This window comes from Paraburkholderia sp. CNPSo 3274 (assembly GCF_024206475.1).
In the GTDB taxonomy this organism is placed as follows: Bacteria; Pseudomonadota; Gammaproteobacteria; order Burkholderiales; family Burkholderiaceae; genus Paraburkholderia.
Genome location: NZ_JAMBPR010000012.1, coordinates 220,741 through 247,206, shown reverse-complemented (window position 1 = coordinate 247,206; position 26,466 = coordinate 220,741). Strand labels below are relative to the sequence as shown.

General features: G+C 66.0%; 24 protein-coding genes. 20 read left to right on the top strand and 4 right to left on the bottom strand.

Annotation, left to right across the window (positions count from 1 at the left end; genetic code table 11):
* A partial coding sequence (locus M3I54_RS11185) for a hypothetical protein (RefSeq protein WP_254335754.1) occupies positions 1-416 on the top strand: 416 nt, incomplete at its 5' end.
* A gap of 171 nt (positions 417-587) precedes the next feature.
* Here the strand turns inward: M3I54_RS11185 and M3I54_RS11180 are convergent.
* On the bottom strand, positions 588-797 hold the full coding sequence (locus tag M3I54_RS11180) for a hypothetical protein (RefSeq protein WP_254335752.1): 210 nt from the start codon (positions 795-797) through the stop codon (positions 588-590).
* Positions 798-1,016: 219 nt separating this feature from the next.
* On the opposite strand from M3I54_RS11180, the gene M3I54_RS11175 reads away from it, so the two are divergent.
* From M3I54_RS11175 to M3I54_RS11165, 3 genes are all read left to right on the top strand, one after another.
* Positions 1,017-1,361 (top strand): hypothetical protein, encoded by a 345-nt coding sequence (locus M3I54_RS11175; protein ID WP_254335751.1) that lies wholly within the window; start codon positions 1,017-1,019, stop codon positions 1,359-1,361.
* The gene (locus M3I54_RS11170) at positions 1,358-1,792 is read left to right on the top strand and encodes a CHRD domain-containing protein (protein ID WP_254335749.1); all 435 of its coding nucleotides are present in this window, start codon (positions 1,358-1,360) and stop codon (positions 1,790-1,792) included. Before M3I54_RS11175 ends, M3I54_RS11170 begins: the two co-directional genes overlap by 4 nt.
* Before the next feature lie 142 nt (positions 1,793-1,934).
* Positions 1,935-2,903 carry an alpha/beta hydrolase gene (locus M3I54_RS11165; protein ID WP_254335747.1) on the top strand — a complete coding sequence of 323 codons (969 nt, stop codon included), beginning with the start codon at positions 1,935-1,937 and terminating at the stop codon, positions 2,901-2,903.
* Here M3I54_RS11165 and M3I54_RS11160 read toward each other — a convergent pair.
* On the bottom strand, positions 2,873-3,748 hold the full coding sequence (locus M3I54_RS11160; RefSeq protein ID WP_254335745.1) for an EcsC family protein: 876 nt from the start codon (positions 3,746-3,748) through the stop codon (positions 2,873-2,875). The two genes, M3I54_RS11165 and M3I54_RS11160, sit on opposite strands and share 31 nt — an antisense overlap.
* A gap of 122 nt (positions 3,749-3,870) precedes the next feature.
* Here M3I54_RS11160 and M3I54_RS11155 point away from each other — a divergent pair, with 122 nt between their 5' ends.
* Positions 3,871-5,466 carry an MDR family MFS transporter gene (locus M3I54_RS11155; RefSeq protein WP_254335743.1) on the top strand — a complete coding sequence of 532 codons (1,596 nt, stop codon included), beginning with the start codon at positions 3,871-3,873 and terminating at the stop codon, positions 5,464-5,466.
* Positions 5,467-5,541: 75 nt separating this feature from the next.
* Entirely contained in the window at positions 5,542-6,018 is a 477-nt protein-coding gene (locus M3I54_RS11150) for a MarR family winged helix-turn-helix transcriptional regulator (RefSeq protein ID WP_254335741.1), read from the top strand.
* Between the two features lie 23 nt (positions 6,019-6,041).
* Here the strand turns inward: M3I54_RS11150 and M3I54_RS11145 are convergent, their stop codons facing one another.
* Complete coding sequence (locus M3I54_RS11145; protein ID WP_254335739.1) at positions 6,042-7,322, bottom strand: amino acid deaminase; 1,281 nt, start codon at positions 7,320-7,322, stop codon at positions 6,042-6,044.
* A 127-nt stretch (positions 7,323-7,449) separates the two neighbouring features.
* On the opposite strand from M3I54_RS11145, the gene M3I54_RS11140 reads away from it, so the two are divergent.
* From M3I54_RS11140 to pyrF, 14 genes are all read left to right on the top strand, one after another.
* The gene (locus M3I54_RS11140; RefSeq protein ID WP_254335737.1) at positions 7,450-8,382 is read left to right on the top strand and encodes a MurR/RpiR family transcriptional regulator; all 933 of its coding nucleotides are present in this window, start codon (positions 7,450-7,452) and stop codon (positions 8,380-8,382) included.
* Positions 8,383-8,404: 22 nt separating this feature from the next.
* Positions 8,405-9,886, top strand: coding sequence for an amidohydrolase family protein (locus tag M3I54_RS11135; protein WP_254335735.1), 1,482 nt, complete (start codon positions 8,405-8,407; stop codon positions 9,884-9,886).
* An 84-nt stretch (positions 9,887-9,970) separates the two neighbouring features.
* A complete protein-coding gene (locus tag M3I54_RS11130) occupies positions 9,971-10,360 on the top strand; it encodes a RidA family protein (RefSeq protein WP_069269146.1) in 390 nt (129 codons plus the stop codon).
* Positions 10,361-10,861: 501 nt separating this feature from the next.
* On the top strand, positions 10,862-11,809 hold the full coding sequence (locus M3I54_RS11125) for an IclR family transcriptional regulator (protein ID WP_254335733.1): 948 nt from the start codon (positions 10,862-10,864) through the stop codon (positions 11,807-11,809).
* Entirely contained in the window at positions 11,806-12,831 is a 1,026-nt protein-coding gene (locus tag M3I54_RS11120) for a 2-dehydro-3-deoxygalactonokinase (RefSeq protein ID WP_254335731.1), read from the top strand. Before M3I54_RS11125 ends, M3I54_RS11120 begins: the two co-directional genes overlap by 4 nt.
* An 87-nt stretch (positions 12,832-12,918) precedes the next feature.
* Positions 12,919-13,608, top strand: coding sequence for a 2-dehydro-3-deoxy-6-phosphogalactonate aldolase (locus tag M3I54_RS11115; protein ID WP_254335729.1), 690 nt, complete (start codon positions 12,919-12,921; stop codon positions 13,606-13,608).
* Entirely contained in the window at positions 13,605-14,384 is a 780-nt protein-coding gene (locus M3I54_RS11110) for an SDR family oxidoreductase (RefSeq protein WP_254335727.1), read from the top strand. The genes M3I54_RS11115 and M3I54_RS11110 overlap by 4 nt, the downstream gene beginning before the upstream one ends.
* Positions 14,385-14,537: 153 nt before the next feature.
* Positions 14,538-15,539 carry an arabinose ABC transporter substrate-binding protein gene (locus M3I54_RS11105; RefSeq protein ID WP_254335725.1) on the top strand — a complete coding sequence of 334 codons (1,002 nt, stop codon included), beginning with the start codon at positions 14,538-14,540 and terminating at the stop codon, positions 15,537-15,539.
* Between the two features lie 114 nt (positions 15,540-15,653).
* Positions 15,654-17,165 (top strand): L-arabinose ABC transporter ATP-binding protein AraG, encoded by a 1,512-nt coding sequence (gene araG / locus M3I54_RS11100; RefSeq protein ID WP_254335723.1) that lies wholly within the window; start codon positions 15,654-15,656, stop codon positions 17,163-17,165.
* 23 nt (positions 17,166-17,188) lie between these two features.
* Positions 17,189-18,217, top strand: a complete 1,029-nt coding sequence (araH, locus tag M3I54_RS11095; protein WP_254335720.1) for an L-arabinose ABC transporter permease AraH — start codon at positions 17,189-17,191, stop codon at positions 18,215-18,217.
* 36 nt (positions 18,218-18,253) lie between these two features.
* On the top strand, positions 18,254-19,054 hold the full coding sequence (locus tag M3I54_RS11090; RefSeq protein ID WP_254335719.1) for an SDR family NAD(P)-dependent oxidoreductase: 801 nt from the start codon (positions 18,254-18,256) through the stop codon (positions 19,052-19,054).
* Positions 19,051-19,971, top strand: a complete 921-nt coding sequence (locus tag M3I54_RS11085; RefSeq protein WP_254335718.1) for an SMP-30/gluconolactonase/LRE family protein — start codon at positions 19,051-19,053, stop codon at positions 19,969-19,971. The genes M3I54_RS11090 and M3I54_RS11085 overlap by 4 nt, the downstream gene beginning before the upstream one ends.
* Before the next feature lie 291 nt (positions 19,972-20,262).
* Positions 20,263-21,456 carry an aldose 1-epimerase gene (locus M3I54_RS11080; protein ID WP_254335717.1) on the top strand — a complete coding sequence of 398 codons (1,194 nt, stop codon included), beginning with the start codon at positions 20,263-20,265 and terminating at the stop codon, positions 21,454-21,456.
* Positions 21,457-21,631: 175 nt separating this feature from the next.
* Positions 21,632-22,447: an orotidine-5'-phosphate decarboxylase gene (gene pyrF, locus M3I54_RS11075; RefSeq protein WP_254335716.1), complete on the top strand. Its 816-nt coding sequence runs from the start codon at positions 21,632-21,634 to the stop codon at positions 22,445-22,447.
* Between the two features lie 132 nt (positions 22,448-22,579).
* On the opposite strand, the gene M3I54_RS11070 is transcribed toward pyrF, so the two are convergent.
* Positions 22,580-25,915 carry an ATP-binding protein gene (locus M3I54_RS11070; protein WP_254335715.1) on the bottom strand — a complete coding sequence of 1,112 codons (3,336 nt, stop codon included), beginning with the start codon at positions 25,913-25,915 and terminating at the stop codon, positions 22,580-22,582.
* Positions 25,916-26,466: the final 551 nt, after the last annotated feature.

Here is a 26,466-nt window from a genome sequence, read left to right as displayed (position 1 = left end):
GGGCGGAGTCGGCTTGCGCGGGGCGCGGCGGTTCCTGCGCAAAGCTCGCGGAGAGGCCTGCAAACGTACGGACGTTCGAGCCGCTGGATCGCGCGCATATGATCCAGGTTTGGGGCGGGGAGGCGACCGTGAAGACGTTGCTCGGCTTATTCGTTTCGGCGATGCGCGACGACCTGGACGCCTTGCCGCCGATCCTTGAACAAGCCGATGTCGCGCGCTTGCGCGAATGGCATCACCGGCTTGTCGGTGCGGTGGGCGTGCTGCAATACCCTGCGCTGCTCGCCGAACTCGAGACGTTTCGCAGTCACATGAACAGTCACACTGCCGGGCAACTGCGTGAGGAGGGCTATGCGCTCATCCGCACTTGCCAGGCGATGCTTGTCGGAATCGAGCAGCAGGCCGCGCTGCTCGCGTGAATGATGTACATCACGAAATTGACGGGCGCAGGGGAATAGAGGGCAAAAAACGGGCGAAAAAAAACGCGGCCGAAGCCGCGTTCAAGCTTGGAGACCCTTCGATGAAGAGTCACTTCTCGCAGTTCGTAGCTTAGTCGCCGTGCGACGAGAAATCGAGATAATTTCGATCAATTAACTATTACAGGAAGTGCTGGTAATCGCGCTTGCTGCTGCGGTGTCGTGCCGGCGAAACCAGTCGACGGTGAAATCCACGAACGAGCGTGTTTTTGCCGGAACGTGGCTGCGGCCGGGGTAGACGAGTGAGAGCGCCTTGTCTGCGTCGCGAATCTCCCACCCGGCGAGCACGCGCACGAGCTGGCCGGTCGCGAGATCCGTGACCACCTTTCGCTGGCAGGATCGTGATGCCCATACCCGCGATCGCGGCCTGGCGCAGCATCACCGAATTGGTCGCAGCGTACGCCGGCGCGATTAGGCGGCTCCTGCCTCGGTAAGCGACGCGCTGCGCGTGTTGCCGCCGGGGCATTCGATTAATTCGAAAAGGTTTTTGCCTGGATAACGGGTCGGGCGGTCCGTCAAAAGGCGGTGCCCATAAACTTCGCTATGCCAAACATCGAAGCCAATGCACGCTACAACCTCACGCCGGCTCTCGGCATCGGCGCGATGTACACCCACACGAACGCGGACGGCTCGGTGCTCGACGCGAGTTGGCTACACGTCGGACGACGGTGTCTCGTCGACCAGGAACCAGGGGCTCTAGCGCAAGATGGCAAGAAGGTACTACTTGGGTTGAACGGCGCCGCGTGCGGCGCCTTTTTTATTGCACGCAGCTTACGTTGGGCCGACATCGGCGCAGCGGACGCGCCCAGCGGATTTGCTCTAGCATGTGGGGGCGCGGTTTTGCGCCTTCTGGTGCAGCGCGCCACAAAAACAGGAGAAATTCCATGAATTTGCTTCGTCCGCTGCAGCTCGCTCTCGCTCTGTGTGTGCTCGCGTCCGGCGCCGCGTATGCCGATACCGTCGCGCTGAAAGCCGATCTCGAACCGTCCAGCGAAGTCCCGCCGCGCGTGAGCCAGGGCCACGGCATGCTCAACGCCACCTTCGACACGTCCACGAAAGCGCTGAACTGGACGATCACCTACGAAGGCCTCTCCGGCCCGGCAGCCGCCGCGCACTTCCACGGCCCGGCGCCCGTGGGGCAGAACGCTGACGTGCAGGTACCGATTCCGAAGGGCGAACTGGCGAGTCCGATCAAGGGCCACGCCACGCTCAACGAGCAGCAGGTCACCCAGCTGATGGGTGGCCAGTGGTATTTCAACATTCATACGGCGCAGAACCCGTCAGGCGAGATTCGCGGCCAGGTGCTGCCCGCCAATTGACCGGCGCTCGATCGTTCGCCTCACTCGCCGTACTGCGCGCGCCGCGCGTTCCCGCAATCGAAGTCTGATTGCGGGACGATATCGATTGACCGCCGCTGAGTGCTAGTTGAGCCCAGATTGAGTGCTGCGGAGGGCTGAGCCGATGAGCTGGCAAAGCAGGCTGATCTGCAGGTTCTTGCGCCGCACTTTTCTGCCGCAAACGCGCAAGTCGATCAACGTCGCACGCGTGCGCATGCTGACGGCGAGGCGCATCTGGACGCCGGGCGTGCCGAGCGGCTGGCGCTTGCGCGAACAGTACGATGCCTCCGATGTCCCGATGCGCGGCGAGTGGCTCATCCGCGAGCGCTCGCCCGCGCAGCGCACGCTCCTTTATCTGCATGGCGGCGGCTACTACTTCTGTTCGCCGCGCTCGCAGCGCGCGATTTCGTTTGGTCTAGGCAAGCGCGCTGGCGCCGACGTTTTCTCGCTCGACTATCGCCTCGCGCCCGAACATCCTTTTCCCGCCGCGCTCGAGGACGCATTGGCCGCGTATCGCCAATTGCTGGCAAAAGGAACGCGGCCCGGCTCGATCGTAATTGGCGGCGATTCGGCGGGCGGCGGGCTTGCGCTTGCGACGCTCGTCGCCCTGCGCGACGCAGGCGATCCGCTCCCCGCTGGCGCCGTGCTCTTTTCACCCTGGACCGATCTTGCGGCGACCGGCTCTTCGATACGCGAGAACGACGGGCGCGATCCCATGTTCAGCGGCGAGGTATTCGCGCGCATCGCGCCGTTTTACCTCGGCTCGGCAAGTGCGACCGATCCCTACGTGTCGCCGCTTTATGCCGACTTTCGCGGCTTGCCGCCGCTGAGTCTCTTCGTGGGAAGCTCCGAAACGCTGCTCGACGACACGCGCCGCGTAGCCGAGCGCGCGCACGCCGCCGGCGTGTCGGTGGAGTGCGAGATTGCCAACGGCATGCCGCATATCTGGCCGATCTATGCGCCTTTCATGCCTGAAGCCCGCCGCACGCTCGACGTCGCCGCGAGCTTCGTACGCCGCGTGACCCCTGCGCCGGCACGCGGCGACGAGAAACCGCAGCCGCCTCAATCGAGCGAGACGTCGATCGCGTCATAGGCGGCGTGCACGGCGGCTTCGCCATAGCGGCGCTCGAGCCGGCGCACGGTGAAGTGCCCATGCGCCACTTGCTGGAAATGGTCGATGAACACGGTGTTGACCATGGCGCCGAGCACCGCGCCGATGGCCGGTATCGATTTTGCCGCGACCTGCTCGCTCACCTGCACGGAGAAGCGCGCGGCCACGGTCTGCATGAGCTTGAGGAGCGCGGTTGAGCCGTGTGCGGCGAAGCCCTTCGTCGCCATTTCCGACGACGCCGTCGATACCGCCTTCGCGAGCGCGCCGCGCACGATGAAATAGCCGAAGTCGGCTTCGTCGTCGGCGGCCGAGCGGCCGCCCATGCCGAACACGGTCAGACATTGCAACTGCGTATCGGTGCTGGCCAGATTCTCGCCTTCGCTGCGCGCGATGTCGCAAATCGAGCGAAACATCAGCGTGGTCGTCACGGGCAACTCGACCGGCAGCGCGAAAAGGCCGAACGCGCCGCCCGCCGCGCCCGTGGTCGCCACCGCGAACTTGTGCAGCAAGTTGCTCGGCTTTGTGCTCGCGCGCGGTTCGGCCGTGGAGAGGGCGCCTTGCTTGCCGAGCGTCTTCAGTGCGAGCTGCAGACACTTGCGCAGCGCGGTTTGTGTCGCGTCGGTCACCTTGTCGTTCGCGACGCCGGGTAGCCGCGCGATCAACTTTTCCACCGGCGCCCCCACGATCGCAGCGAGCTTCATGCCGAGCGGCGGCGTTTCGAGCTGATGTTTGGCGCGCCGCAGCGCTTCGAGATCGGTCTCGGTGAAGGCCGCGGCGGCGACCGCGCGGGCCGGATCTGCGGCTGGGGGTTCGGTTGTGGGTTCCATTGCGCTCCCGGATTTTCAGCAACGACGGCGGGGCGTCGCCGCCGTTCGACGCCCCAGTGTAGTGGATCGCGCCGTGCTATGATGATCAATCCTTGACGCGTCAATCGTTGCTGGATCAAAAAATGGCCGTTCATACCGCTGCCCAACATTCGAGCGGGCAGGTTCTGCCGTTCCGGGAGTCGCTGCTCGCGATGCTCGGCGTCTCGTTCGTGACGATGCTCGTCGCGCTCGACCAGACCGTCGTGGGCACCGCGCTGCCGACCATCGTCTCCGAACTGCGCGGCTTCGAGCTTTACGCGTGGGTCGCCACGTCCTATCTGCTCACTTCGGTCATCACCGTCCCCATTTTCGGGCGGCTCGGCGACTATTACGGGCGCAAGCCGTTCGTGATCGCGTCGATCGTCGTTTTCACCGCCGCTTCCGTGCTGTGCGGAGCGGCCAACAGCATGCTGTTCCTCGTGATCGCGCGCGGGCTGCAAGGCATCGGCGGCGGCATGCTGGTCGGCACGGCGTTCGCCTGCATTCCCGATCTCTTCCCCGATTCCGTCGTGCGCCTGCGCTGGCAGGTGCTCATGAGTTCCGCATTCGGTATCGCCAACGCGATCGGGCCGTCGCTCGGCGGCTTTCTCACGCAGTACTACGGCTGGCGTTCCGTGTTTTACGTGAATCTGCCCGTCGGCCTGCTTTCGCTGTTTTTCGTCTGGAAGTATCTGCCGCATCTGCGCCACGTCGCGCACGAGGCGCGCATGCGGCTCGACTGGCCAGGCGCGCTCCTCATTGCGGTCGCGCTCGGCAGCCTGCAGCTTTTCGTGGAGCGTCTGCCGGGACACGGTCTCAGCGCTTCGGCCATCGGCCTGCTCGCCCTCGCGCTGGCGGCCGGCTGGGTGCTCTGGCAATGGGAGCGGCGCTGCCCGCAGGCCATCCTGCCCGTCGACATGTTCCGCAACGCGAGTCTGAATGCGCTTTTCACGCTCGCCGTGCTGGGCGGCTTCACGATGTTTTCGCTGCTGTTCTACGCGCCGCTCCTGTTCCAGGGCGGCTTCGGCATGACGCCGAAGGAAGCGGGCGTCGTCATCACGCCGCTCGTGGTGTTCATTACGATCGGCAGTATCGCGAACGGGCGCATCGTCTCGCGCATCCGCAATCCGAACCTGATGCTCTACATCGGCTTCGCGATGCTCGCGGTTGCCTGCTTCGCAGTGGCGCTCGCTACGCGCAGCACGCCGCGCGGCCTGCTCATGGCGGTCATGATCGTGGCTGGTATCGGCCTTGGCTTCGTCATGCCGAACCTCACCGTGTTCGCGCAGCAGACCGCGGGGCGCGAGCATCTGGGCATCGCCACGGCGCTGCTGCAGTCGCTGCGGATGATCGGCGGCATGATCGGCACGGCGCTCACCGGCACGATGGTCACGCAGCTTTACTCGAGCGGCGTGCAACGTGCGCTGGACGCCGATCACGCCACGCACTGGCTGCCGCAACTTGCCGACCCGCAGATCCTCATCAACCGGGACGCGCAGGCTTCGCTGATCGCCGATCTCGCGCACGCCGGGCATAATGGCGCGCCGCTGCTCGAAGCCGCGCGCGAGGCGCTCGTGGGCGCGATTCACCTGGGCATTGCCGTGGCGGCGGCGATCGCGGTGGTGTCGGTCTGGCAAACCCGGCGCGTGCCGCCGGTCAAGCTGCAGCGCAAGGTGGAGCCCGTGATTCACGCGGATTGAGACCTTCCGCCCGTAGCGGATACCGGCACTGAAGCCCGCAAACGCGCCGCAATGAAGCCGGCAGGAAAACAAAGCATGGAAATTCAGGATCGCATTGCCATCGTGCAGCAGTTTGGACGGACCTACCGGGCATTCATGTCGGCGTTCGAGGCGCAGGTCGGGCATCCGCTGCCGCGCTGGCGCATTCTGCTCGCGCTGTACGAGCAGGACGGCGAGTCCTCGCAAAAGCGGCTCGTCGAGCGGCTGCGCGTGGACCCGGGCGCCCTCACTCGGCAATTGAAGGCGCTGGAGGCGCTCGGCTGGATCGCGCGCCGCGCCGACGAGCGCGACAACCGCATCACCAACGTGACACTGTCCGACACCGGCCGCGCCGTGATCGAAGAGGGCCTGCCGCGCCGCAACGCGTTCCTGAACGTGACGATGTCGCTGCCCGACGACGCGCTCGCGGCGCTATCGGGCGCGTTGGGGATGATGGAGGCGCGCATCGGCGAGGCGGCCACGGCGGCGGCTGCGCTCGCTCGGGCTAAGGTGGCCGAGCCCGAAGCGGGCTAAGCCTGCGCCGATGTACGCCGCGCTCAGAAGAACGTCTCGATCACTTCCGTCACGCGATATTTCGCATCGACCATCAGCACCTGACGCCACTTGTCGAACGTGAGGCAGGGGTGCGAGATGTCGAACGCGATCATGTCGCCGACCTTGAGGTCCGCGCCCGCCGGAATTTTCAAGTAGGCGTGCTGATCCATCATCTGGAACACTTCCCAGCCTTCGCTTGTCGCCACTTCGCGCGGCGCGCCGCCGTTCGCAGGGCGATAGTGGCGCGACGGCTCCGGAAAGCCCGCGTCGAACGCGGCGTCGCGCTTGCCGAAGCCGATGATGGCGCGGCCAGGCTCCGGAATCGACTGCACGTAGGCCCAGAGCTGCAGCGCGGGCAGGAGCGCCACGCCCATCTCGCGCGCCACGGGGTTGCGCGTGAGGATCTGCGACTGAGCTTGCTTGTAGACGCCCACGTCGTGCGTCACGTAGCAGCCGGGGCGCAGCACCACGTCGATCGTGCCCGCCTGGGTGGCCGGCGCGAACTCTTCCGCGACGATGTCGTACCAGGCTGAGCCCGCGCCCGAAAGCAGCGCAGGCGTGCGCGCGAAGCGGCCAGCGGCGACCAGTTCCTGGGTGACGTTCAGTGCGTCGCGCAGGAAGGTGCGCACTTCGCTTTCTTCCTTGAGGATGCCCTCGTAGATCTCCACGCCCGCTAGCTTGAGCGAGTCGGGATAGCGCGCGATCGCCGCGAGCACGGCATTGCGCGTGTCGGTGTCGCGCACGCCTGTGCGGCCGCGCGGCACGCCCAGTTCGAGCAGCACCTGCAGCGTGCGGCCCGACGCGCGGAAGAACTCGCCCAGGTGCTCTACGCCTTCCACCGAATCGACGAGGCAGAAGAACTCGAAGCTCGCGTCGCTGAGCAGCTCGGCGATGATCGCCATGTTGTGGCGGCCCACGAGCTGGTTCGCCATCAACACGCGCGAGATGCCGCCGCGGTAGGCGGCGCGCGTCTGGTGCGCCGTGGCGAGCGTGATGCCCCACGCGCCGGTTTCGATCTGGCGGCGAAAGAGCTGCGGCGCCATCGTCGTCTTGCCGTGCGGCGCGAGCTTCACGCCATAGCGCGTAACGAAGTCCTGCATCCACTTGAGGTTGTGCTCGACGCGGTCGGCATAAAGCACCGCAGCGGGCAGGCTCACGTCCTCTTCGAGTAAATTCCATTCGAGGCGCCCAGCGTCCCCGAGCGGCACGCTCGCGCCCGGTACGTTGCCAAGGCCCTTGCTGTTCGGGTCGATCGTTGCACTCTGATAGTTTGTAACTTTCATTTCCCTTCGCTCCATATGCTTCATGCGTCCCAGCTACGCCGGAGTCCGACGAACCGGCGTTGACTCGGAGATAGTACACAAAGTAACATCGCTTCGTGAATTGTTATTTATTAACAGACTCCCTGCAATGAACACCGCCGCCGATCCGGCCCGCTTCGACATCGTCGCGCGTATTGCGCAATGCGTGCCCGAACTGCGTCCGGCCGAGCGCGACGTGGCCGCGCTAATTCTCGACGATCTTGCCCGCGCCGCGCGTGCGAGCATTGGCGAACTGGCGCAGCGTGCGGGCGTGAGCGTCGCCTCCGTCACGCGCTTCGCGAAGGCGGTGGGCTGCCACGACGTGCGCGAACTCAAGCTGCGGCTCGCGCAGGCGGCCGCTGTGGGCGATCGCTTCCTGCGCGGCGGCCGCGCGGGCGCCTCCGAAGGTGAAGGCAAGCCGCGCGCCGCCGACGCCAATGGCGAAGCCGAACCGCTCGCCACGCGCGTCTACGACCAAATTCACACGGCGCTCGCGCGCAACCACGAACTGCTCTGCCAGGCGCCGCTTGTGCAAGCCGCCGCGACGTTGGCGCAGGCCCGCATGATCTACGTGTTCGGCATGGGCGGCGGCTCGAGCGCGCTCGCCGACGAAATGCGCTTTCGCCTGGTGCGCCTTGGCCGTCCGGTGGCTTCGTACCAGGACAGCTTGCTGCAGCGCATGGTGGCGAGCACGCTCTCGCCCGAAGACGTGGTCGTCGCGCTTTCCGTAACAGGGCGCGTGCCCGAACTCGTCGATGCGTGTCGCATCGCGCGCGACTACGGCGCGAAGCTCGTCGCGCTCACCGCGCCGGCCTCGCCGCTCGCCGCGCTCGCCGACTGGCTCGTGCCGATCGTCGCGAGCGAGACCGATTTCATCTACAAGCCATCGTCGTCGCGTTACGCGATGATGATGGCACTCGACGTGCTCGTGACCGAGCTGGCGCTCGCGCAACCCGAGGCAAGCCGTGAGTTGCTGCGCCGCATGAAGCACACGCTAGACGCGCATCGCGGCGGCGGCGAACGCCAGCCGCTCGGTGACTAAGAGCCATCCTGAGGAGACGCGTATGCATTCGCACCCCGAAGCCGCCGACACGCTGATCGTCGGCGCCATGCTTTACGACGGCACCGGCGCGGCGCCCGTCGAGCGCGACGTCGCGCTGCGCGACGGACACATCGTCGCGATCGGCAACCTGTCGAACTGGCTTGCGGAAGAGGTGATCGAGGCCAATGGGCGCGCGCTCGCGCCGGGTTTCATCGACGTCCATACGCACGACGACACGCACGTGATCCGTGCCCCCCAGATGCTGCCGAAGATCAGCCAGGGCGTGACGACCGTGGTGGTCGGCAACTGCGGGATCAGCGCGTCGCCGGTGACGCTCAAGGGCGATCCCCCCGATCCGATGAACCTGCTCGGCGAGCGCGACGCGTTCAGCTATCCGACTTTCTCTGCATACGTCGACGCGGTAAACGCGGCGCGGCCCGCCGTGAACGTGGGCGCGCTGATCGGCCATACGGCGCTGCGCAACAATCACATGAGCGACCTGAAGCGCGCCGCCACCGGCGACGAGATCGCGGCGATGCGCGCGCAGCTCGAAGACGCGCTCGCGCACGGCGCGCTCGGCCTTTCCACGGGCCTCGCGTACGGCTCGGCGTTCGAGGCATCGACCGAAGAGGTTGCCTCGCTTGCCCAGCCGCTCGCCGCCGCCGGCGCGCTCTACACGACGCACATGCGCACGGAGTTCGACGCGATCCTCGAAGCGATGAATGAGGCGTACCACATCGGCCAGCATGCGCGCGTGCCGGTGGTGATCTCGCATCTGAAGTGCGCGGGCCCTTCCAACTGGGGGCGCAGCACGGAGGTACTCGCGTCGCTCGAAAGCGCGCGCAAGTATCAGCCGGTCGGTTGCGACTGCTATCCGTATAGCCGCAGCTCTTCGACGCTGGATCTCAAGCAGGTGACGGGCGACATCGACATCACGATTACGTGGTCCACGCCGCACCCGGAGCAGGCGGGCAAGCTCATCAAGGACATCGCGGCCGAGTGGGGCGTTTCGCAGCAGGAAGCAGGCAAGCGTCTGCAGCCGGCGGGCGCCGTGTACCACAACATGTCCGAAGACGACGTGCGCCGCATTCTTTCGCATCCGGCCACCATGGTCGGCTCGGATGGACTGCCCAACGATCCGCTGCCGCATCCGCGCCTGTGGGGCGCCTTTCCGCGCGTGCTCGGGCACTACGCGCGCGACGCGGCCTTGCTGCCGCTCGAAGAAGCCGTACGCAAGATGACAGGCCTTTCGGCGCGGCGCTTCGGTCTTTCGCAGCGCGGCGAGGTGCATGTGGGCTGGCACGCCGACCTCGTGCTGTTCGACCCCGCCCGCGTGCGCGACGCGGCGACCTTCGAGAAGCCGCAGCAGGTGGCAGAGGGCATCGACGCGGTGTGGGTGAACGGCGTGCTTTCGTACCGCGACGGGCAACCCACGGGCGAGCGCGCGGGCCACTTCGTCGCGCGCGGCAAACGCGAGGAGCAGGCGGCGGCGAATGCCTTTTAAGCAGGCTTTATCTATCGAATTTCGACACCCGGCGCACGTGGCCCAAAAAGCTGCGCGCGCCGCACGATCTCAAAGGAGCAAACGATGAAACGAATTGGAGCGGAAGGCGGCAAGGGCCAGGGCGGACAACATCTGCCGTTCGCGCGTGCCGTGGAAGCCGACGGCTGGCTGTACGTCTCCGGCCAAACGCCGATGGAAGGCGGCGAGGTGATCAGCGGCGGTATCGTCGAGCAGTCGCACAAGGCCATCCAGAATCTTTTCGCGATCCTGAAGGAAGCGGGCTATGGCGCGGAGCACGTGGTGCGCTGCGGCGTGTGGCTCGACGACGCGCGTGACTTCACCTCGTTCAACAAGGTGTTCCGCGAGTACTTCGGGGAGCATCCGCCGGCGCGTGCTTGCGTGCAGTCGAGCATGGTGGTGGACTGCAAGGTCGAAGTCGACTGCGTGGCTTACAAGGCGCCGGCCGGGAAGTAAGGGCGCAGCGCGGTTGCTCGTTGCGTGACAGGAAGCGGCTGCCGGAGTTATCCGGCAGCCGTTTTTTCTTGCGTGCCGCCGTCGCGAGGGGCGGCGGCGATGCGCAGTTCGACGAGAACAGGTTCCGTCCCTCATTAAGCCGATCGGCCGATACGGGATGGTTGGTCAAATTTCCCAATATATGAGCGACCCAATCACATATTGGAGAACTCGAAAAAACCTGCCTACAATCCAGTCCATCCGACAAGCCGCGACTGCCACTACGCGGCAAACACCGTCGGCAGACCCAGATAAATCCGGCGCACGCGCAAGACGCGGAGCGAACCGGACAGCAAAGGAGACGTTCGCCATGCTTCAGCCTGCGCTTTGCGCGGCCACGCGCCGCCCGCCGCTACCTGTCCGAGCCCCGGCCGCCCGCGCGCCGGGCCGTCTCCCGAAGCACGGTTCGCGCGCCGCCTGACGGCACGCGCCTTTCGATCGTCTCCCTTCATCGCCCTCGCCATGAATAAAGCGATGTCTTCCACACTCGCCGCGAACCTTCCCGACGAGGCCGCGCCCGTGCAAAACGCCGCGGCAACCTCCGCTCAAGCGCAGCCGAAAGGCCGCCCCGCCGCCGATGAAATCGGCCTCGCGAGTACGTTGCTCGACGGCTCGATGCAGCAGGCCGGCACCCAGACGCTCCTGCGCGGCCTCGCGATCCTCGAAGCGGCGGCCGCCGGCGTGCGCGACCTGCGCTCGTTCGGCGCGGTGCTCGGCACGACGCGCAGCACCACGCACCGCCTCGTTTCGAGCCTCGTGCAGGCGCGCTATCTGCGCCAGGTGCAGGGCGGCTACCTGCTCGGGCCGAAGCTCATCGAACTCGGCACCATCGCGCTCGAGCAGATGCCGCTCACGGCCGTTGCCCGCCCGCATCTGCAGGCGCTCGCCGACGAAACGCTCGACACGATCCACCTCGGCGTGCGCGACGGCGACGACGTGCTGTATATCGACAAGATTCCCGGCCAGCGGGGCCTCGAAATGCGCTCGCGCGTGGGGCACCGCATGCCGCTCGCGTCCACGGGCATCGGCAAGGCGATGATGCTCGACCTCGCACCGCAATCGTGGCGCGACCTGTTCGACGCGTCGCGCCGCACGCTCGCGGGCGTGAGCTTTCGTCCCGATCACAGCCTCGAACCCGATACCTTCCTCAAGCGCATGGCGACTTACGCGGCGGGCGGGTACACGTTCGATCTGGAGGAGAACGAAATTTCGATCCGCTGCGTGGCGGCGCCCGTGCGCGACGCTTCTGGCGCGATCGTGGCGGCGCTTTCGGTGGCGAGCACGATTCCCTACATGCCGCTCGAGCGCATGGACGAACTGATTCCAGTCGTGCAGCGCGAGGCGCGTGCGATTTCGCAGGAACTCGGCTGGCGTGCGCCGCAGCCCACCACGCGCAGGATTCGTCGATGAAAGCGCGCGGGAAGCCTGTAAGCGGCGCGGCCATCGACGCCGGGGACGGCGCGATCGCTCGCGAAGCCGCGCTCATCGCGCTCGACTGGGGCACGACCTCGTTGCGTGCGTACCTGTTCGATGCGGCGGGCAAGGTGCTCGCCACGCGGGTTTCGACGGCGGGGATCATGAACCTCCCCGTGCCTGCCGAAGAAGGCGGCTTCGACGCCGCCTTCGACGAAGCGTGTGGCGTGTGGCTCGCGCAAGCGCCCTCGCTGCCGGTGCTGGCCGCGGGGATGGTAGGCAGCGCCCAGGGCTGGGTGCAGGCGCCTTATGTCGAAACGCCCGCGAGCGCCCAGGCGCTGGTCGCCGGCATCGTGCACGTGCGCGCCGCGTGCGGCGCTGAAGTCGCCGTGGTGCCGGGCGTGCTGGAGCCGGGTGCGCTGCCCAACGTGATGCGCGGCGAGGAAACGCAAATTTTTGGCGCGCTTGGGGCAACGGGCGACGAGTCTGAGCCGCAAACGGCGCTCGTCGGACTGCCCGGCACCCACGCGAAATGGGTAGTGGTGGAGGGCGAGCGCATCGCGCGCTTCTATACCTTCATGACGGGCGAGGTCTACGCGGCGCTGTGCGCGCATACGATCCTCGGCCGCACGATGAAGCATCCCGTCGAGCCCGACACCGCAGCGTTCCTGCGCGGCGTGGGCGTGGCGCGCGAGCAGGGCTGCGTCGGACTGCTGGCCACGGCGTTCAGCACGCGCACGCTCGGCCTCACGGCCCAGCTCGCCGCCGACGAGCAGCCCGACTATCTCTCGGGCCTCGTGATCGGGCACGAGCTGGCGGGCCTCGAAGCGGCGCTGGCGCGACGCGACGTGGCGCTCGCTGGCTGCGCGCCGCAGCTGATCGGCGCCGAGGCGCTGTGCGAGCGTTACCGCATGGCGCTTGCCACATTCGGGTGCAGCGACGCGCATCTCGTGCGTCAGGCGACCGAACACGGGCTTTGGCGCATCGCTGTGCAGGCCGGGCTCGTCGCGCCGCGCTAAACGCGTGCCGATGAAACGAACCCGCTGCGAACCCGCTGCAAACGCGCTGAACCGAACCAGACACAAGCCAAGCAACAGGAAGCCGACATGGAACCCGAACTGAACCTGCCCGCCCCGTACACGCCACACGCCGGCTTCGTCGCCGCGTTCGGCGCGTGCAGCATGGTCGCGATCGTGCGCGGCATCAAGCCCGCCGAGGCCGCCGAGCATGGCCGCGCGCTTTACGAAGCGGGCTTCCGGATCATCGAGGTGCCGCTCAATTCGCCGCAGCCGCTCGACAGCATCGCGGCATTGCGCCAGGCGCTGCCCGACGACGCCATGATCGGCGCGGGCACCGTACTCACCACCGAGCGCGTGCGCGACGTGCGGGAAGCGGGCGGCGAACTGATCGTGATGCCGCACGCCGACACCGACGTGATCCTCGCCGCAAAGCTTCAGGGCCTCGCGTGCGTGCCCGGCGTCGCCACGCCGACGGAAGCGTTCGCGGCGCTCAAGCACGGCGCCGACGCGCTCAAGATGTTCCCCGCCGAGCAGCTCGGCCCGGCCGTGACGAAGGCCTGGCGCGCCGTGATTCCGCCGATCGTGCCCCTGCTGCCCGTGGGCGGCGTGAAGCCGGACAACATGGGCCCGCAGCTGGCCGCGGGCGCGAGCGGCTTCGGCCTCGGGTCCGCGCTCTACAAGCCGGGCCAGGACGCCGCGGCCACGCGCGCGAACGCGCTGGCCTTCATCGAAGGCTGGCGGGTGACGCAACTGAGCACGCAAGGAGCGCAAAAGTGAATCGCCTCGCGGGCAAGGTCGCGCTCGTAACCGGCGCAGGACGCGGCATCGGCGCGGCGATCGCGCGCGCGTTCGCGGCCGAGGGCGCGGCCGTCGTGCTCGCGGAGCTGGATGGCGCGACGGCCGTTGCGACGGCGCGCGAGATTGCGAACGCATGCGAAGGCGCGCAAACGCTCGCCGTGCAAACCGACGTGACGCAGCCCGCCTCGGTGCGCGCCGCCGTGGAAGAAGCGCAACGCGCGTTCGGCCCGGTCGACGTGCTCGTGAACAACGCCGGCATCAACGTGTTCGCCGACCCCCTCACGATGACCGACGACGACTGGCGCCGCTGCTTCGCCGTCGATCTGGACGGCGTGTGGAACGGCTGCCGCGCGGTGCTGCCGGGCATGGTGGAGCGCCGCGCGGGCAGCATCATCAACATCGCTTCGACGCACGCATTCCAGATCATTCCGGGCTGCTTCCCGTACCCGGTGGCGAAGCACGGCGTAATCGGGCTCACGCGTGCGCTCGGCATCGAGTACGCGCCGAAGAACGTGCGCGTGAACGCCATCGCGCCGGGTTACATCGAAACGCAGCTCACGCACGACTGGTGGAACGCGCAGCCCGACCCGGAAGCGGCGCGCAAGGCCACGCTCGAGTTGCCGCCGATGAAACGCATCGGCCGCCCGGAGGAAGTCGCGATGACGGCGGTGTTCCTCGCCTCGGACGAAGCGCCGTTCATCAACGCAAGCTGTATCACGATAGATGGCGGCCGCACGGCGCTCCATCACGAATGAGAGCGTTCTAAAAAGTAATTCGCAGCACGAAGGAAAACGAGGTTACAACGAATACGCAGGAATCCGCCGAAGCGCTGGCCGCGCGCATCGGCGGGTAAAAGAAGAGGCGGCCGATACCCTTCCCGTGACTGAAGAAGACAGGAGACTAGCAACATGCAACGACGCATCTTTCTGACGCTGGTGGCTGCAGCTGCCACTGCCATGTTCGCGCAAGCGCCCGTCGCGCAGGCCGCCGACCAGGTGAAGATCGGCTTCCTCGTGAAGCAGCCCGAAGAGCCGTGGTTCCAGGACGAATGGAAGTTCGCGGAAACGGCCGCGAAGGAAAAGGGCTTCACGCTGGTGAAGATCGGCGCGCCCTCGGGTGAGAAGGTGATGAGCGCGATCGACAACCTGGCCGCACAAAAGGCGCAGGGCTTCATCATCTGCACGCCTGACGTGAAGCTCGGACCGGGCATCGTCGCCAAGGCCAAGGCCGACAACCTCAAGATGATGACGGTGGACGACCGCCTCGTCGATGGCGCGGGCAAGCCGATCGAGTCGGTGCCGCACATGGGCATCTCGGCGTACAACATCGGCAAGCAGGTGGGTGACGGCATTGCCGCCGAGATCAAGAAGCGCGGCTGGGACATGAAGGACGTCGGCGCAATCGACGTGACCTACGAGCAGTTGCCGACGGCGCATGACCGCACGAGCGGCGCGACCGACGCGCTCGTGGCCGCGGGCTTCCCGAAGGCGAACATCATCGCCGCGGCGCAGGCCAAGACGGACACGGAAAACGCCTTCAACGCCGCCAACATCGCGCTCACGAAGAACCCGCAGTACAAGCACTGGGTGGCCTACGGTCTGAACGACGAAGCCGTGCTCGGCGCCGTGCGCGCAGCGGAAGGCCGCGGCTTCAAGGCCGACAACATGATCGGCATCGGCATCGGCGGTTCGGACTCGGCGCTCAACGAGTTCAAGAAGCCGCAGCCGACGGGCTTCTACGGCACCGTCATCATCAGCCCGAAGCGCCACGGCGAGGAAACCTCGGACCTGATGTACACGTGGATCACGCAAGGCAAGGAACCGCCGCTGCTCACGCTGACGACCGGCATGCTGGCCACGCGCGACAACGTGGAGAACGTGCGTCAGCAGATGGGTCTCGCTTCGAAGTAAGCGCTCGATAGAAGTTGTTTGAGGTGTTTCCCGCTGCGGGGCGGCCCGCAAAGCCGACGGGTATGAAGGGCGTGAAGGCCGCGCCCGCAGCGTATCGAATGAGAGGAAACCGAAGTGTCAGCGACACTGCGTTTTGACAATATCGGCAAGGTGTTCCCAGGCGTGCGCGCGCTCGACGGCGTGTCGTTCGAGGTGAACGCAGGCGAAGTGCATGGCCTCATGGGCGAGAACGGGGCGGGCAAGTCAACGCTCCTCAAGATTCTCGGCGGCGAGTATCAGCCCGATTCCGGCCGCATCCTGATGGACGGCAACGAGGTGCACTTCTCCGATGCGGCGGCCTCGATTGGCGCGGGCATCGCGGTGATTCACCAGGAATTGCAGTACGTGCCCGACCTGACCGTCGCGGAAAACCTGCTGCTCGGCGCGTTGCCCAATGCGCTCGGCTGGGTGAAGCGCGGCGAGGCGCGCAAGTTCGTGCGCGAACGTCTTGCCGCGATGGGCGTGGATCTCGATCCGGCCGCGAAACTGCGCAAGCTCTCCATCGCGCAGCGCCAGATGGTGGAAATCTGCAAGGCGCTCTTGCGCAACGCGCGCGTGATCGCGCTCGACGAGCCGACCAGCTCGCTCTCGCACCGCGAGACCGAAGTGCTCTTCAAACTCGTGCGCGAGCTGCGCGCCGACAACCGAGCGCTGATCTACATCTCGCACCGCATGGACGAGATCTATGAGCTGTGCAATGCCTGCACGATCTTCCGCGACGGCCGCAAGGTCGCCTCGCACGAGAAGCTCGAAGAGGTGAAGCGCGAAACGCTCGTGGCCGAAATGGTGGGCCGCGAAATCAGCGACATCTACAACTATTCGCCGCGCGAGCACGCCGGCGTGCGCTTCGCCGTGCGCGGCGTGGAAGGGCATCCGCTCAACGAGGCGGCGAGCTTCGAGGTGAAGGCAGGCGAGATCGTCGGTTTCTTCGGGCTCGTGGGCGCCGGGCGCAGCGAGCTGATGCAGCTCATCTACGGTACGCACAAGCGGCGCGCGGGCGAGATCGAGCTGGACGGCAAGACCATTCGCGTAAAGAGCGCAAGCGACGCGATTCGCCACGGCATCGTGCTGTGCCCGGAAGACCGCAAGGAGCAGGGCATCGTTGCGATGGCGACGGTTTCGGAGAATATCAACATCAGTTGCCGTCGCCACTTTCTGCGCGCGGGCATGTTCCTCGACCGCAAGAAGGAAGCGGAAACGGCGGACCGCTTCATCAAGCTGCTGAAGATCAAGACGCCGAGCCGCCGCCAGAAAATCCGCTTTCTCTCGGGCGGCAACCAGCAGAAAGCGATTCTTTCGCGCTGGCTTGCCGAACCGGACTTGAAGGTCGTGATTCTCGACGAGCCGACGCGCGGCATCGACGTCGGTGCGAAGCATGAAATCTACAACGTGATTTACCAGCTCGCCGCGCGCGGCTGCGCGATCGTGATGGTGTCGTCGGAGTTGCCGGAAGTGCTCGGCGTGTCGGATCGCATCGTGGTGATGCGTGAAGGCCGTATTTCGGGCGAGTTGCCGCGCAGCGCGGCGAGCGAACACGCGGTGCTTGACCTCGCGCTGCCCAAGCGCGCGCAGGCCAAGGCCGCATGAGTGGACGGGGAGGAGTGACTGAAATGCAAGCAAGAGAAAACCTGGCGGCCGAGTCTGCCAACAGCGCCGCCAAGAGCGTCGCCGACGCGCTGATTCCGAGTCCCACTGACAAGCAGAAGTGGTGGCAGCAGATCACCGAATACAGCCTGATCGTGATCTTCGCGGTCATGTTCATCGTGATGTCGCTGACCGTCGATCACTTCTTCTCGATCGAGAACATGCTCGGCCTCGCACTGTCGGTCTCGCAGATCGGCATGGTGGCCTGCACGATGATGTTCTGTCTCGCCTCGCGCGACTTCGACCTCTCCGTTGGCTCGATCGTCGCATTCGCGGGCGTGCTCTGTGCGATGGTGCTCAACGCGACGAACAACACGTTCATCGCTATTGTCGCGGCCGTTGCGGCGGGTGCGGCGATCGGCTTCGTGAACGGTGCGGTGATCGCGTATCTGCGCATCAACGCGCTGATCACCACGCTCGCCACGATGGAAATTGTCCGCGGCCTCGGCTTCATCGTCTCGCACGGCCAGGCCGTTGGCGTGTCGTCGGACACGTTCATCGCCATGGGTACGGCCTCGCTCTTCGGCGTGCAACTGCCGATCTGGGTCACGCTCGTGTGCTTCATCGTGTTCGGCGTGATGCTCAATCAGACGGTGTACGGGCGCAATACGCTCGCCATCGGCGGCAATCCGGAAGCTTCGCGTCTCGCGGGTATCAAGGTGGAGCGCACGCGAGTGTGGATCTTCCTGATCCAGGGGGCGGTCACGGCGCTCGCGGGCGTGATTCTCGCCTCGCGTATCACGTCGGGCCAGCCGAACGCGGCCGAAGGCTTCGAGCTGAACGTGATCTCGGCGTGCGTGCTGGGCGGCGTCTCGCTGCTGGGCGGCCGCGCGACGATCTCGGGTGTGGTGATCGGCGTGCTGATCATGGGCACGGTCGAGAACGTCATGAACCTGCTCAACATCGACGCGTTTTACCAGTACCTCGTGCGCGGCGCGATCCTGCTCGCGGCGGTGCTGCTCGATCAGCTCAAGAACCGCGGCGCACGCGATTGAAAACCCTATTGAGCGATTCATCAGGAGCCCAACACGATGTCGTCTCCCGCTAACGCTGTCGCGCGCCACGCGCACGAAAACTACGCGCGCTACCCGAGCCTGGCCGACCGCGTGGTGCTGATCACGGGCGGCGCGACCGGCATCGGCGCGTCGTTCGTCGAGCATTTCGCCGCGCAGGGCGCGCGCGTGGCGTTCTTCGACATCGACGCGAGCGCGGGCCAGGCGCTCGCCGACGAACTCGGCGATTCGCACCACAAGCCGCTCTTCGCCGATGTCGATCTCACCGATATCTCAGCGCTGCGCGCCGCCATCGCCGATGTGAAGGCCGCGCTCGGGCCGATTGAAGTGCTCGTGAACAACGCGGCCAACGACAAACGCCACACGCTGGCCGAAGTCACACCCGAGTCGTTCGACGCTGGCGTTGCCGTGAACTTGCGGCATCAGCTCTTCGCCGCGCAGGCCGTGGCGGATGACATGAAGGCTGCACGCGCGGGCTCGATCATCAATCTGGGCTCGATCAGTTGGATGCTCAAGCAGTCGGAAATGCCGGTCTACACGATGAGCAAGTCGGCGGTGCAGGGTCTCACGCGCGGTCTCGCGAGAGACCTCGGCGCGTACGGCATACGTGTGAATTCGCTCGTGCCGGGATGGGTGATGACCGAGAAGCAGCGCCGCCTGTGGCTTACCGACGAAGGCCGCGAGGCCATCAAGCGCGGCCAGTGCATCGACGCGGAGTTGCTGCCCGAAGACCTCGCGCGCATGGCGCTCTTCCTTGCCGCCGACGACAGCCGCATGATCACGTCGCAGGACATCGTCGTTGACGGAGGCTGGGCATGAGCGCCAATGAAAGCGCTTCGAGCGAAGCGGTGGCCGAGCTGCTCGTCCACTCGAAATGCGAGCTGGGCGAAGGCGCGACGTGGTGCGCGCGCAGCGGCCGCCTCTATTGGGTCGATATTTCGGGCAAACGCTTGCAACGCTACGACGCCAATGCGTCAGGCGCCAAACACGTCACGTGGGAGATGCCCGAGCGTCTCGCATGCTTCGCGCTGTGCGAAGACGAGCGCACGCTGCTCCTCGGCCTCGCCTCGCAACTGGCGTTCTTCGACCTGGAGACGGGCGCGATCGAAACCATCGTCGAAGTCGAACCCGGCGTGCCGACGCGCCTGAACGACGGACGCTGCGACCGCCAGGGCCGCTTCGTGTTCGGCACGAAGTATGAGGGAACGCCGAGGCAAGCCATCGGCGGTTTTTATCGCCTGAACCACGATCTCACGCTCGAACGTCTGCCGCTGCCCGCGCCCGCGATCTCGAACAGCATCGCGTTCAGCCCGGACGGTTCGACGATGTACTTCTGCGATACGCTCACGCGCGAGATTCGCGCCTGCGACTACGGCGCGGATGGGACGATTGCAAACCAGCGCACATTCGTCACGCTCACTGACGACACCGGCGTGCCGGACGGCTCGACCGTCGACGCAGAAGGTGGCCTCTGGAACGCGCAGTGGGGCGGCGAGCGCGTGGTGCGTTATGGCGCCGATGGCGTCGAAACCGAGCGCGTAAAGATTCCCACAGCGCAGCCAAGCTGCGTTACGCTCGGCGGTGCGCTTCTGGACACGTTGTTTGTTACGAGCGCGCGCGAGGAAATGGAGGAGGAGGCCCTCGCACGTGAGCCTCATGCGGGCGGCGTGTTTTCGGTTCGAATTGGCCGCCAGGGCCTTGAAGAACCGCGGTTTCAGGGGCGTGGGCACGCTTAAGTCTGGTTTATCAGGCGTTTGCGCAAAGGCGCGCGTGGATTTTCATCAGACGATACACGCGTGCGAAGGGTGCGAAGCGCCGCAGTCGGCAAGCGGCATGAATAGACGGACAGTCGTTGCAGTTCGGCAACAGATGCAGTCGATCGATAGTGTGCAGTTGGCTTTGCCAGTACCACTAGAAGGGCGAACACAAGAAGCGGCCGCAGGCCCGCGCGCACGCGCGGTGTCGACAGGCCACCGGTGAGCCGCCTTTTGCGGCGGCAATCAAACATGCCTCTCGAGGAGCATCTTATGAGCGTCGCGAATTCCGCTGTGCGTCGACCTAGCCGTTCCACCGTTACCGCAGGCGCCGCCGCCGCTGCGAGCGTGCCGCCTTCCGCTTCATCCGCTCCGTCTGTCTCGCCGGTTGTCTCACCGGCGGCCGCGGCGCGCCGCGCTCGGCTCGAAGCCGCCACGCATCCGGTGTTGCCGGGGCCGAGCACCTCGGCGGTTGCGATCGGTGCGGCTGGCTCGAGCGACGTGGCCTGCGTGACGCTCGCGAACGCGTATTTGCGGCTCGACGTCGCGCCCCAGCTGGGCGGCGGAATCACGCGTTTCGACTGGCGCAGCGAGGGCGCGTTCGAGCCTGTGTTTCGCCGTTGCGAGCGCGTGAGCGCGCGCATGGATCCGAACGAACTCGCGTGCTACCCGCTGCTGCCGTATTCGAACCGCATCGGCGCAGGGCGTTTTCACTTTGGCGGCCGCGATATTGAAGTGCCGCGCAATCGCGCAAGCGAACCGCTCCCGATTCATGGCGACGGCTGGCTCGCGCCCTGGAGCATCGAAAGCGCCGATCGCGAGAATGTGCGTCTCGTGCTCGACCGCAGCGACGGCGAACCGTATGCGTACCGCGCGGCGCTCACCTATGCGCTCGACGGCGCGACGCTCGCGATGACGCTGGAGGTGGAGAATACGGGCCGCGAGGCACTGCCGTTCGGCCTTGGCGTGCATCCGTTTCTTGCGCGTGACACGAGCACCGAGCTTTCGGCGCCCGCGAGCGGCCTGTGGCTCTCGGGCCAGGACTGGCTGCCGGTGCGCCACGTGCCCGCGCCGCCCGCCTGGCAGTTCGGCGTGGCATATCCGCTGCCTGCGCAACTCGTCAATCATGCGTTCAGCGGCTGGAGCGGGCGCGCCGCCGTGGTGTGGGAGCGCCGCAGGCTCTCGCTCTCGATTTGCGCGAACACCGACTACTACGTGCTCTACACGCCTCCCGGCGCAGACTTCTTCTGCTTCGAACCCGTCGATCATCCGATCAACGCGGTGAACCTGCGCGGCGGCGGCGACGCGAACGGCATGACCGTGCTCGCGCACGGCGAGCGGCTCGTGCGGCGCTTTTCCTTCACCGTGGAGCGCATGGACATGCGCGCGTCAGCCAGCCCGCACCGCGCCGGCGCGCGCGGCGAGACGGGTGCGAGAGGTGGCAAGGGCGCGCGCGCACGGACGTAAGGTGGTCGTGAGTTGGGCGTAGCGCGCGTCGGCCACGCGCGCTCAGTTCTTCCGACGATTCATCTCGCGGGAGCGCCGGGCGTAGGGCGTTCCAGGCGCCGCGGCGCGGCCTCATCGTCCGGGGCGGGTAAAATACGCGCCGTTTTCCCTTATTGGCTCGCCGCGAGCAACCACCATGACTTCCTTCATCCAGACCCTCGGCGCCGCCTGGCAGCGCACCGGCTCGCTGTTGTGCGTGGGCCTCGACCCTGAGCCCACGAAGTTTCCCGCCGCGCTGGCCGGCCGCAGTGATGCGATCTTCGAGTTTTGCCGGGAGATCGTCGACGCCACCGCGGCGTACGCATGCTCGTTCAAGCCTCAGATCGCCTACTTCGCCGCGCACCGCGCCGAAGACCAGCTCGAAGCGCTGATCGCGCACATCCACGAGAAGCACCCGGGCCTGCCCGTGATCCTCGACGCCAAGCGCGGCGACATCGGCAGCACCGCCGAGCAGTACGCACGCGAAGCCTTCGAGCGCTTCAAAGCTGACGCGGTAACGGTCAATCCTTATATGGGCTTCGATTCGATCGAGCCGTGGCTGGCGCACGAGGGCAAGGGCGTGATCGTGCTGTGTCGCACGTCGAACCCCGGCGGCTCGGACCTGCAGTTCCTCGAAACCGGCGGCAAGCCGCTATATCAGGTGGTGGCGGACCTTGCTGCGAACAAATGGAACGCAAGCGGCGAACTCGGCCTCGTGGTGGGCGCGACGTTCCCGAAGGAAATCGAGACCGTGCGCGATATCGTGGGCGACATGCCGCTGCTGATTCCCGGCATCGGCGCGCAGGGCGGCGACGTCGAGGCAACCGTGAAGGCGGGCCGCACGGCGAACGGCACGGGCATGCTCATCAACTCGTCGCGCGCGATCATCTACGCGAGCAAGGGTGAGGACTACGCGCAGGCCGCTGCAACGGCCGCGCGAGAAACGCGCGACCGGATCAACGCGTATCGTTGAGATGGGTATCCTCCATGGCAGGTAGACGTTCCTGAATCGTCGCGCCACTACCCTCGCGGCCGTTGCCTGCGGGCGTCACGTTGACGACGCCTGCTGGCGGCGACGCGCTAGCCGCGCTCTACGCGCGCGCGGCTAGCCCCGATGCGAGCGCCGCGAAAGCGCGCGCAGTGCTTCGAGTTCCGCCGCCACGGCGGCCGCCAGATCGCTGACTTCGCCAGTCCATTGGCCCGCTTCGCGCATCGTCGCGCGCAGTTCGAGGCAGGCTTCATTGATCATCGAAGGACCCAGCACCGTCAGTCCGCCGGACACGCGATGCGCCCAGTCGCTCATTCGCGCGAAGTCGCGCTGCGAGGCGATCTGCGTGTATTCGACGATATCGTGTTCCGCCTGCGCGATGAAAATATCGGCGAGCGCGGGCGGCAACGGCGGGAAGCGGGGCAGCCCGGCTTGTGGATCTGATTCGGAATCCTCTGTGTATGCCCGGTATGATGCGGTTGCAGGTTCGCTCGGCGCGGCGCTGATCTGCGCCGACACGACGGCCAGCACACGGGCGAGTTCCGCGAGCGGGACCGGTTTGGTGAGATAGTCGGTAAAGCCCAACGCTCGCCCTTGAGCGATCTGCTCAGGCAGCGCGTCCGAACTCACCGCGTAAATCGGCAGATGAGGACGCTTTGCGCGCGCGGCGTCCAGCAGCGCGTAGCCGTTCATGCCTGGCATGTTCAGATCCGTGAGAATGAGGTCCACTGGCTGCTCGTCGAGTCGCGCTACCGCCTCCTCGCCGTCCTTCGCCTCGATAACGGTTGCGCCGAGCATGCGCAACTGGTCACGTAGCAGTGCGCGATTGAGCCGGTTGTCTTCGGCGATTAGCGCAGTTAGCGACGCGAAATTCTCATCCGTCGCGCTCTGGTCTGCTACGGGTTGCTGTGCATGCGCCGCCGCCGGGGGGCTGCGAACCAGCTTCTGCGTCGCGGCGCGTATGCCCGCGAGACTGTACAGGCTCACCACGACTGCGCCGTCGTCGAGTTCGAGCGGGACGAGTGGTCCGTCCTGGCGTAGCCATACGATTTTCGCGTTATCAGGCCAGAGCGAAACGATGTCGTCGCCAGCGAATTCGTCGGTCACGAGCAGGTAGTCGAACGTGCCGTCATTCGGCGGCTCGTCGAGGCTCAGGAAGGTCGGCGTGCTGCTGCCGCTGTCGAACAGGTTGGCCAGCCACTCGCAGTTCTCCGGCGCGCGGCACAGGATGGCGGGCTGCGCATCGGGCAGTGTCCATTCATCTCCCGCCGTGGCCTCGCCTTCGGGGCGCAGCGGCAGCGTGACGGCCGCGCGTGTCCCCACGCCAAGCGCGCTGTCGAGTTCGACGCGGCCGTGCATCAACTGGGCGAGCCGGGCGCAGATCGAAAGCCCGAGCCCGGTCCCGCGCGCTTGCGTGAACCGATGGGCGTCGCCTTGCGTGAAGGGCTGGAACAGGTGTGGCTTGAGGTCTTCGGGAATGCCGTCGCCGGAGTCGCACACGCTGATCTCCAGCGCTCCCTCGCTCCAGCGCGCGCGCAGGACGATCTTCCCGGAGCGGGTGAACTTGAAGGCATTGCTGAGCAGGTTGTTGGCGATCTGCGCGACGCGCACGGCGTCGAAGTGAACCTGCGCCGGAATGGCTCGATCCATCACGAGATAGAACGGCAGGCGCTGGCGCACGGCGAGCGGCGCATGGGCGAGTGCGATGCGGACAAGGAGTGCCGCAATCGAGCCAGGTTCTTCGATCAGTTTCATCTGACCCACGTCGATTTTCGAAAAATCGAGCACGTCGCTCACGATCTGCAGCAGTTCGGCTGAGGCGTTTTGCATGGCCTGCACGCGCGCGCCTTGTTCCGGCGCGAGCGGCCCGCGCGCGACGAGTTCGATATTGCCGACGAGCGAAGCGAGCGGCGTGCGGATCTCGTGGCTCATCGCCGCGAAGAAGCTCACCTTGGCGCGCGCGGCTTCGTCGCTCATACGCTTGGCTTCGCGCAGCAAGCGCTCCACTTCGTAACGCTCCGACATGTCGGCTATCGCGCAGAACAGGACGTCTTCGCGGTTCATCGTGGCCGGCGCATAGGTGATGGCGAGATGGAGCTCTTCTTTGCCGGGCCGCTCCAGCGAATACGGCAACTCATACACCGTAGTCTCGTCCTCGTGTTTCGCGGGTGCGGGCCACGGCCGGTGCTTCTCGAAGTCGACACACAGTGCGTTCGGCAAACGCGTGGCATGCTCGTCTATCCCGAGAACATTGCGCACGATCTGGTTCGCAACGACGATCTCGAAGTTGCTGCTCCTGACGATGCACAGGCCCACCGGTGTGGCGTGCACGAGCAGATGATTGAGCAACTCGCTTTCGAGCGCGCGCGTGGCTTCGTCGTAAGTACGCGTCAGCACCTGGCGATTCCAGTAGCGCGACAGCATGGTGAGCATGGCAATGAGGGCGGCCGTCAGGATCAGGACGATGATGACGGGCGTGCGCGCGATCGCGAAGAGATCGCCCCACGACAACGCCACCATATAGTGCCCAAAGCCATGCACGAGCGGCGCCTCGCGCAGCGCGAAGCCGAAGCGGGGGAGTAGGTGGAAGGTGCCGGGGGCAAGGTTCGCGAGGAGTCGGTCGATATACTGCGCGCCAGCAGGGGGCAACGCGCCGGCAAGCATGATGCCGTCAGCGCCGAACAGCGTGGGGGTGATCGACGGCACGCTGGCGTTCGGGGCGAGGAGGAGCGAGTCGAGATCGACGCTGGTGATCGTGAACGCATAGAGCGTACCGTTCCTGAGCACCGGCAACGCGCCGAGCACGAGATCTGGCGGGAAGCCCAGCGCTTCGGGTGGGCGGAACCAGGCGACCTTGATGCCTTTGGCTGCCGCGACCGGATCCGTGCCGCGGGCCGTGATGTGCAGGAGCGCGGCATCGGCCAGCGTGCGCGCGGCTTCGGCCGGCCGCAAGTGCGACCCCTTGGGGACGACACCGCGGCTATAGGCCGCGCTGCCGTCGGCGCGTAGCAACATGATGGGAACATCGGACGAGACGATGTTGATTATCCCCACGATGTGCTCGCACACCACCCTCAGATCGGGCGAACCGTCCATGCCTTCGAAGGTCGTCGCGCAGCGTGATGTTGGCTCGGCGTTCAACTGTGCCGTGGATGTCGAGGTGGTCTCGAGCACGAGGACGGCGCCCGCACTGCCGAGCAGGGTGTACAGCCGGTCGAGCCGCGCGTTGGCCTTCGCACTGAGCGTGTTTGCCTCCAGCGCCTGCGCGCGCAGCGAGCTGAACCCGATGCCGCCGAGCGCAGCGGCGGCCATGCACAGCGCTGCAAAGACCAGCAGGCCGGTCAGCATTGCGAAGACGTATCGTTCACGCCTGAGGTTGCGTTGGAGCGCCTCGAGCGCGGCGAACGGCGAAGTTGGTGGGGCGGAATTGCGGCGGCCGAAGCTGGGCATCATGCGAATCCACGTTCCTGGGTAAAGCGCACCCAGCCGGCATGCGGATCGGCGCATGGCTTGCCCATTGCCGCTCTGTCTCGCGTCGGTATTTCTGGGGCGTCGCGGGCCAAGCTGATCCACACGTTTCGCGTCTTATCCGTCATGGGCGCAATCGAGTTGCCGGAAGTTAGGAATCTTGAGGGGATGCCTGAACGATGCAACACGAGCCCATGCATTGCCGCAAAGCGTGCCAGTTCATTATAGGTCAATGCCTGACCGCTCCTGGCTGACGTGGTTTCCGTTCCGGCGTGTGCGAAACGGGCACTACTAATCGGGCGCCGGGAGGTGGGCAAGACGCTCCGAAGCGAATCACGATTCTTTGCCTCGTTGACGCTTAAATATCTTCTGGCAATGCTCTCTAGTTGTAAGAGCGATCTATGCTCGGCTAACAATCGGAGTTGTCCGATACTTTCCGCGTCCGTCCTTCCCTAATATCGGAGGCACGATGCTGAGGTGGCACTTCGTCTTTCACCTCGCGCGCCAAGCGTGCGAGCGTTTCGAATCACTCCTTT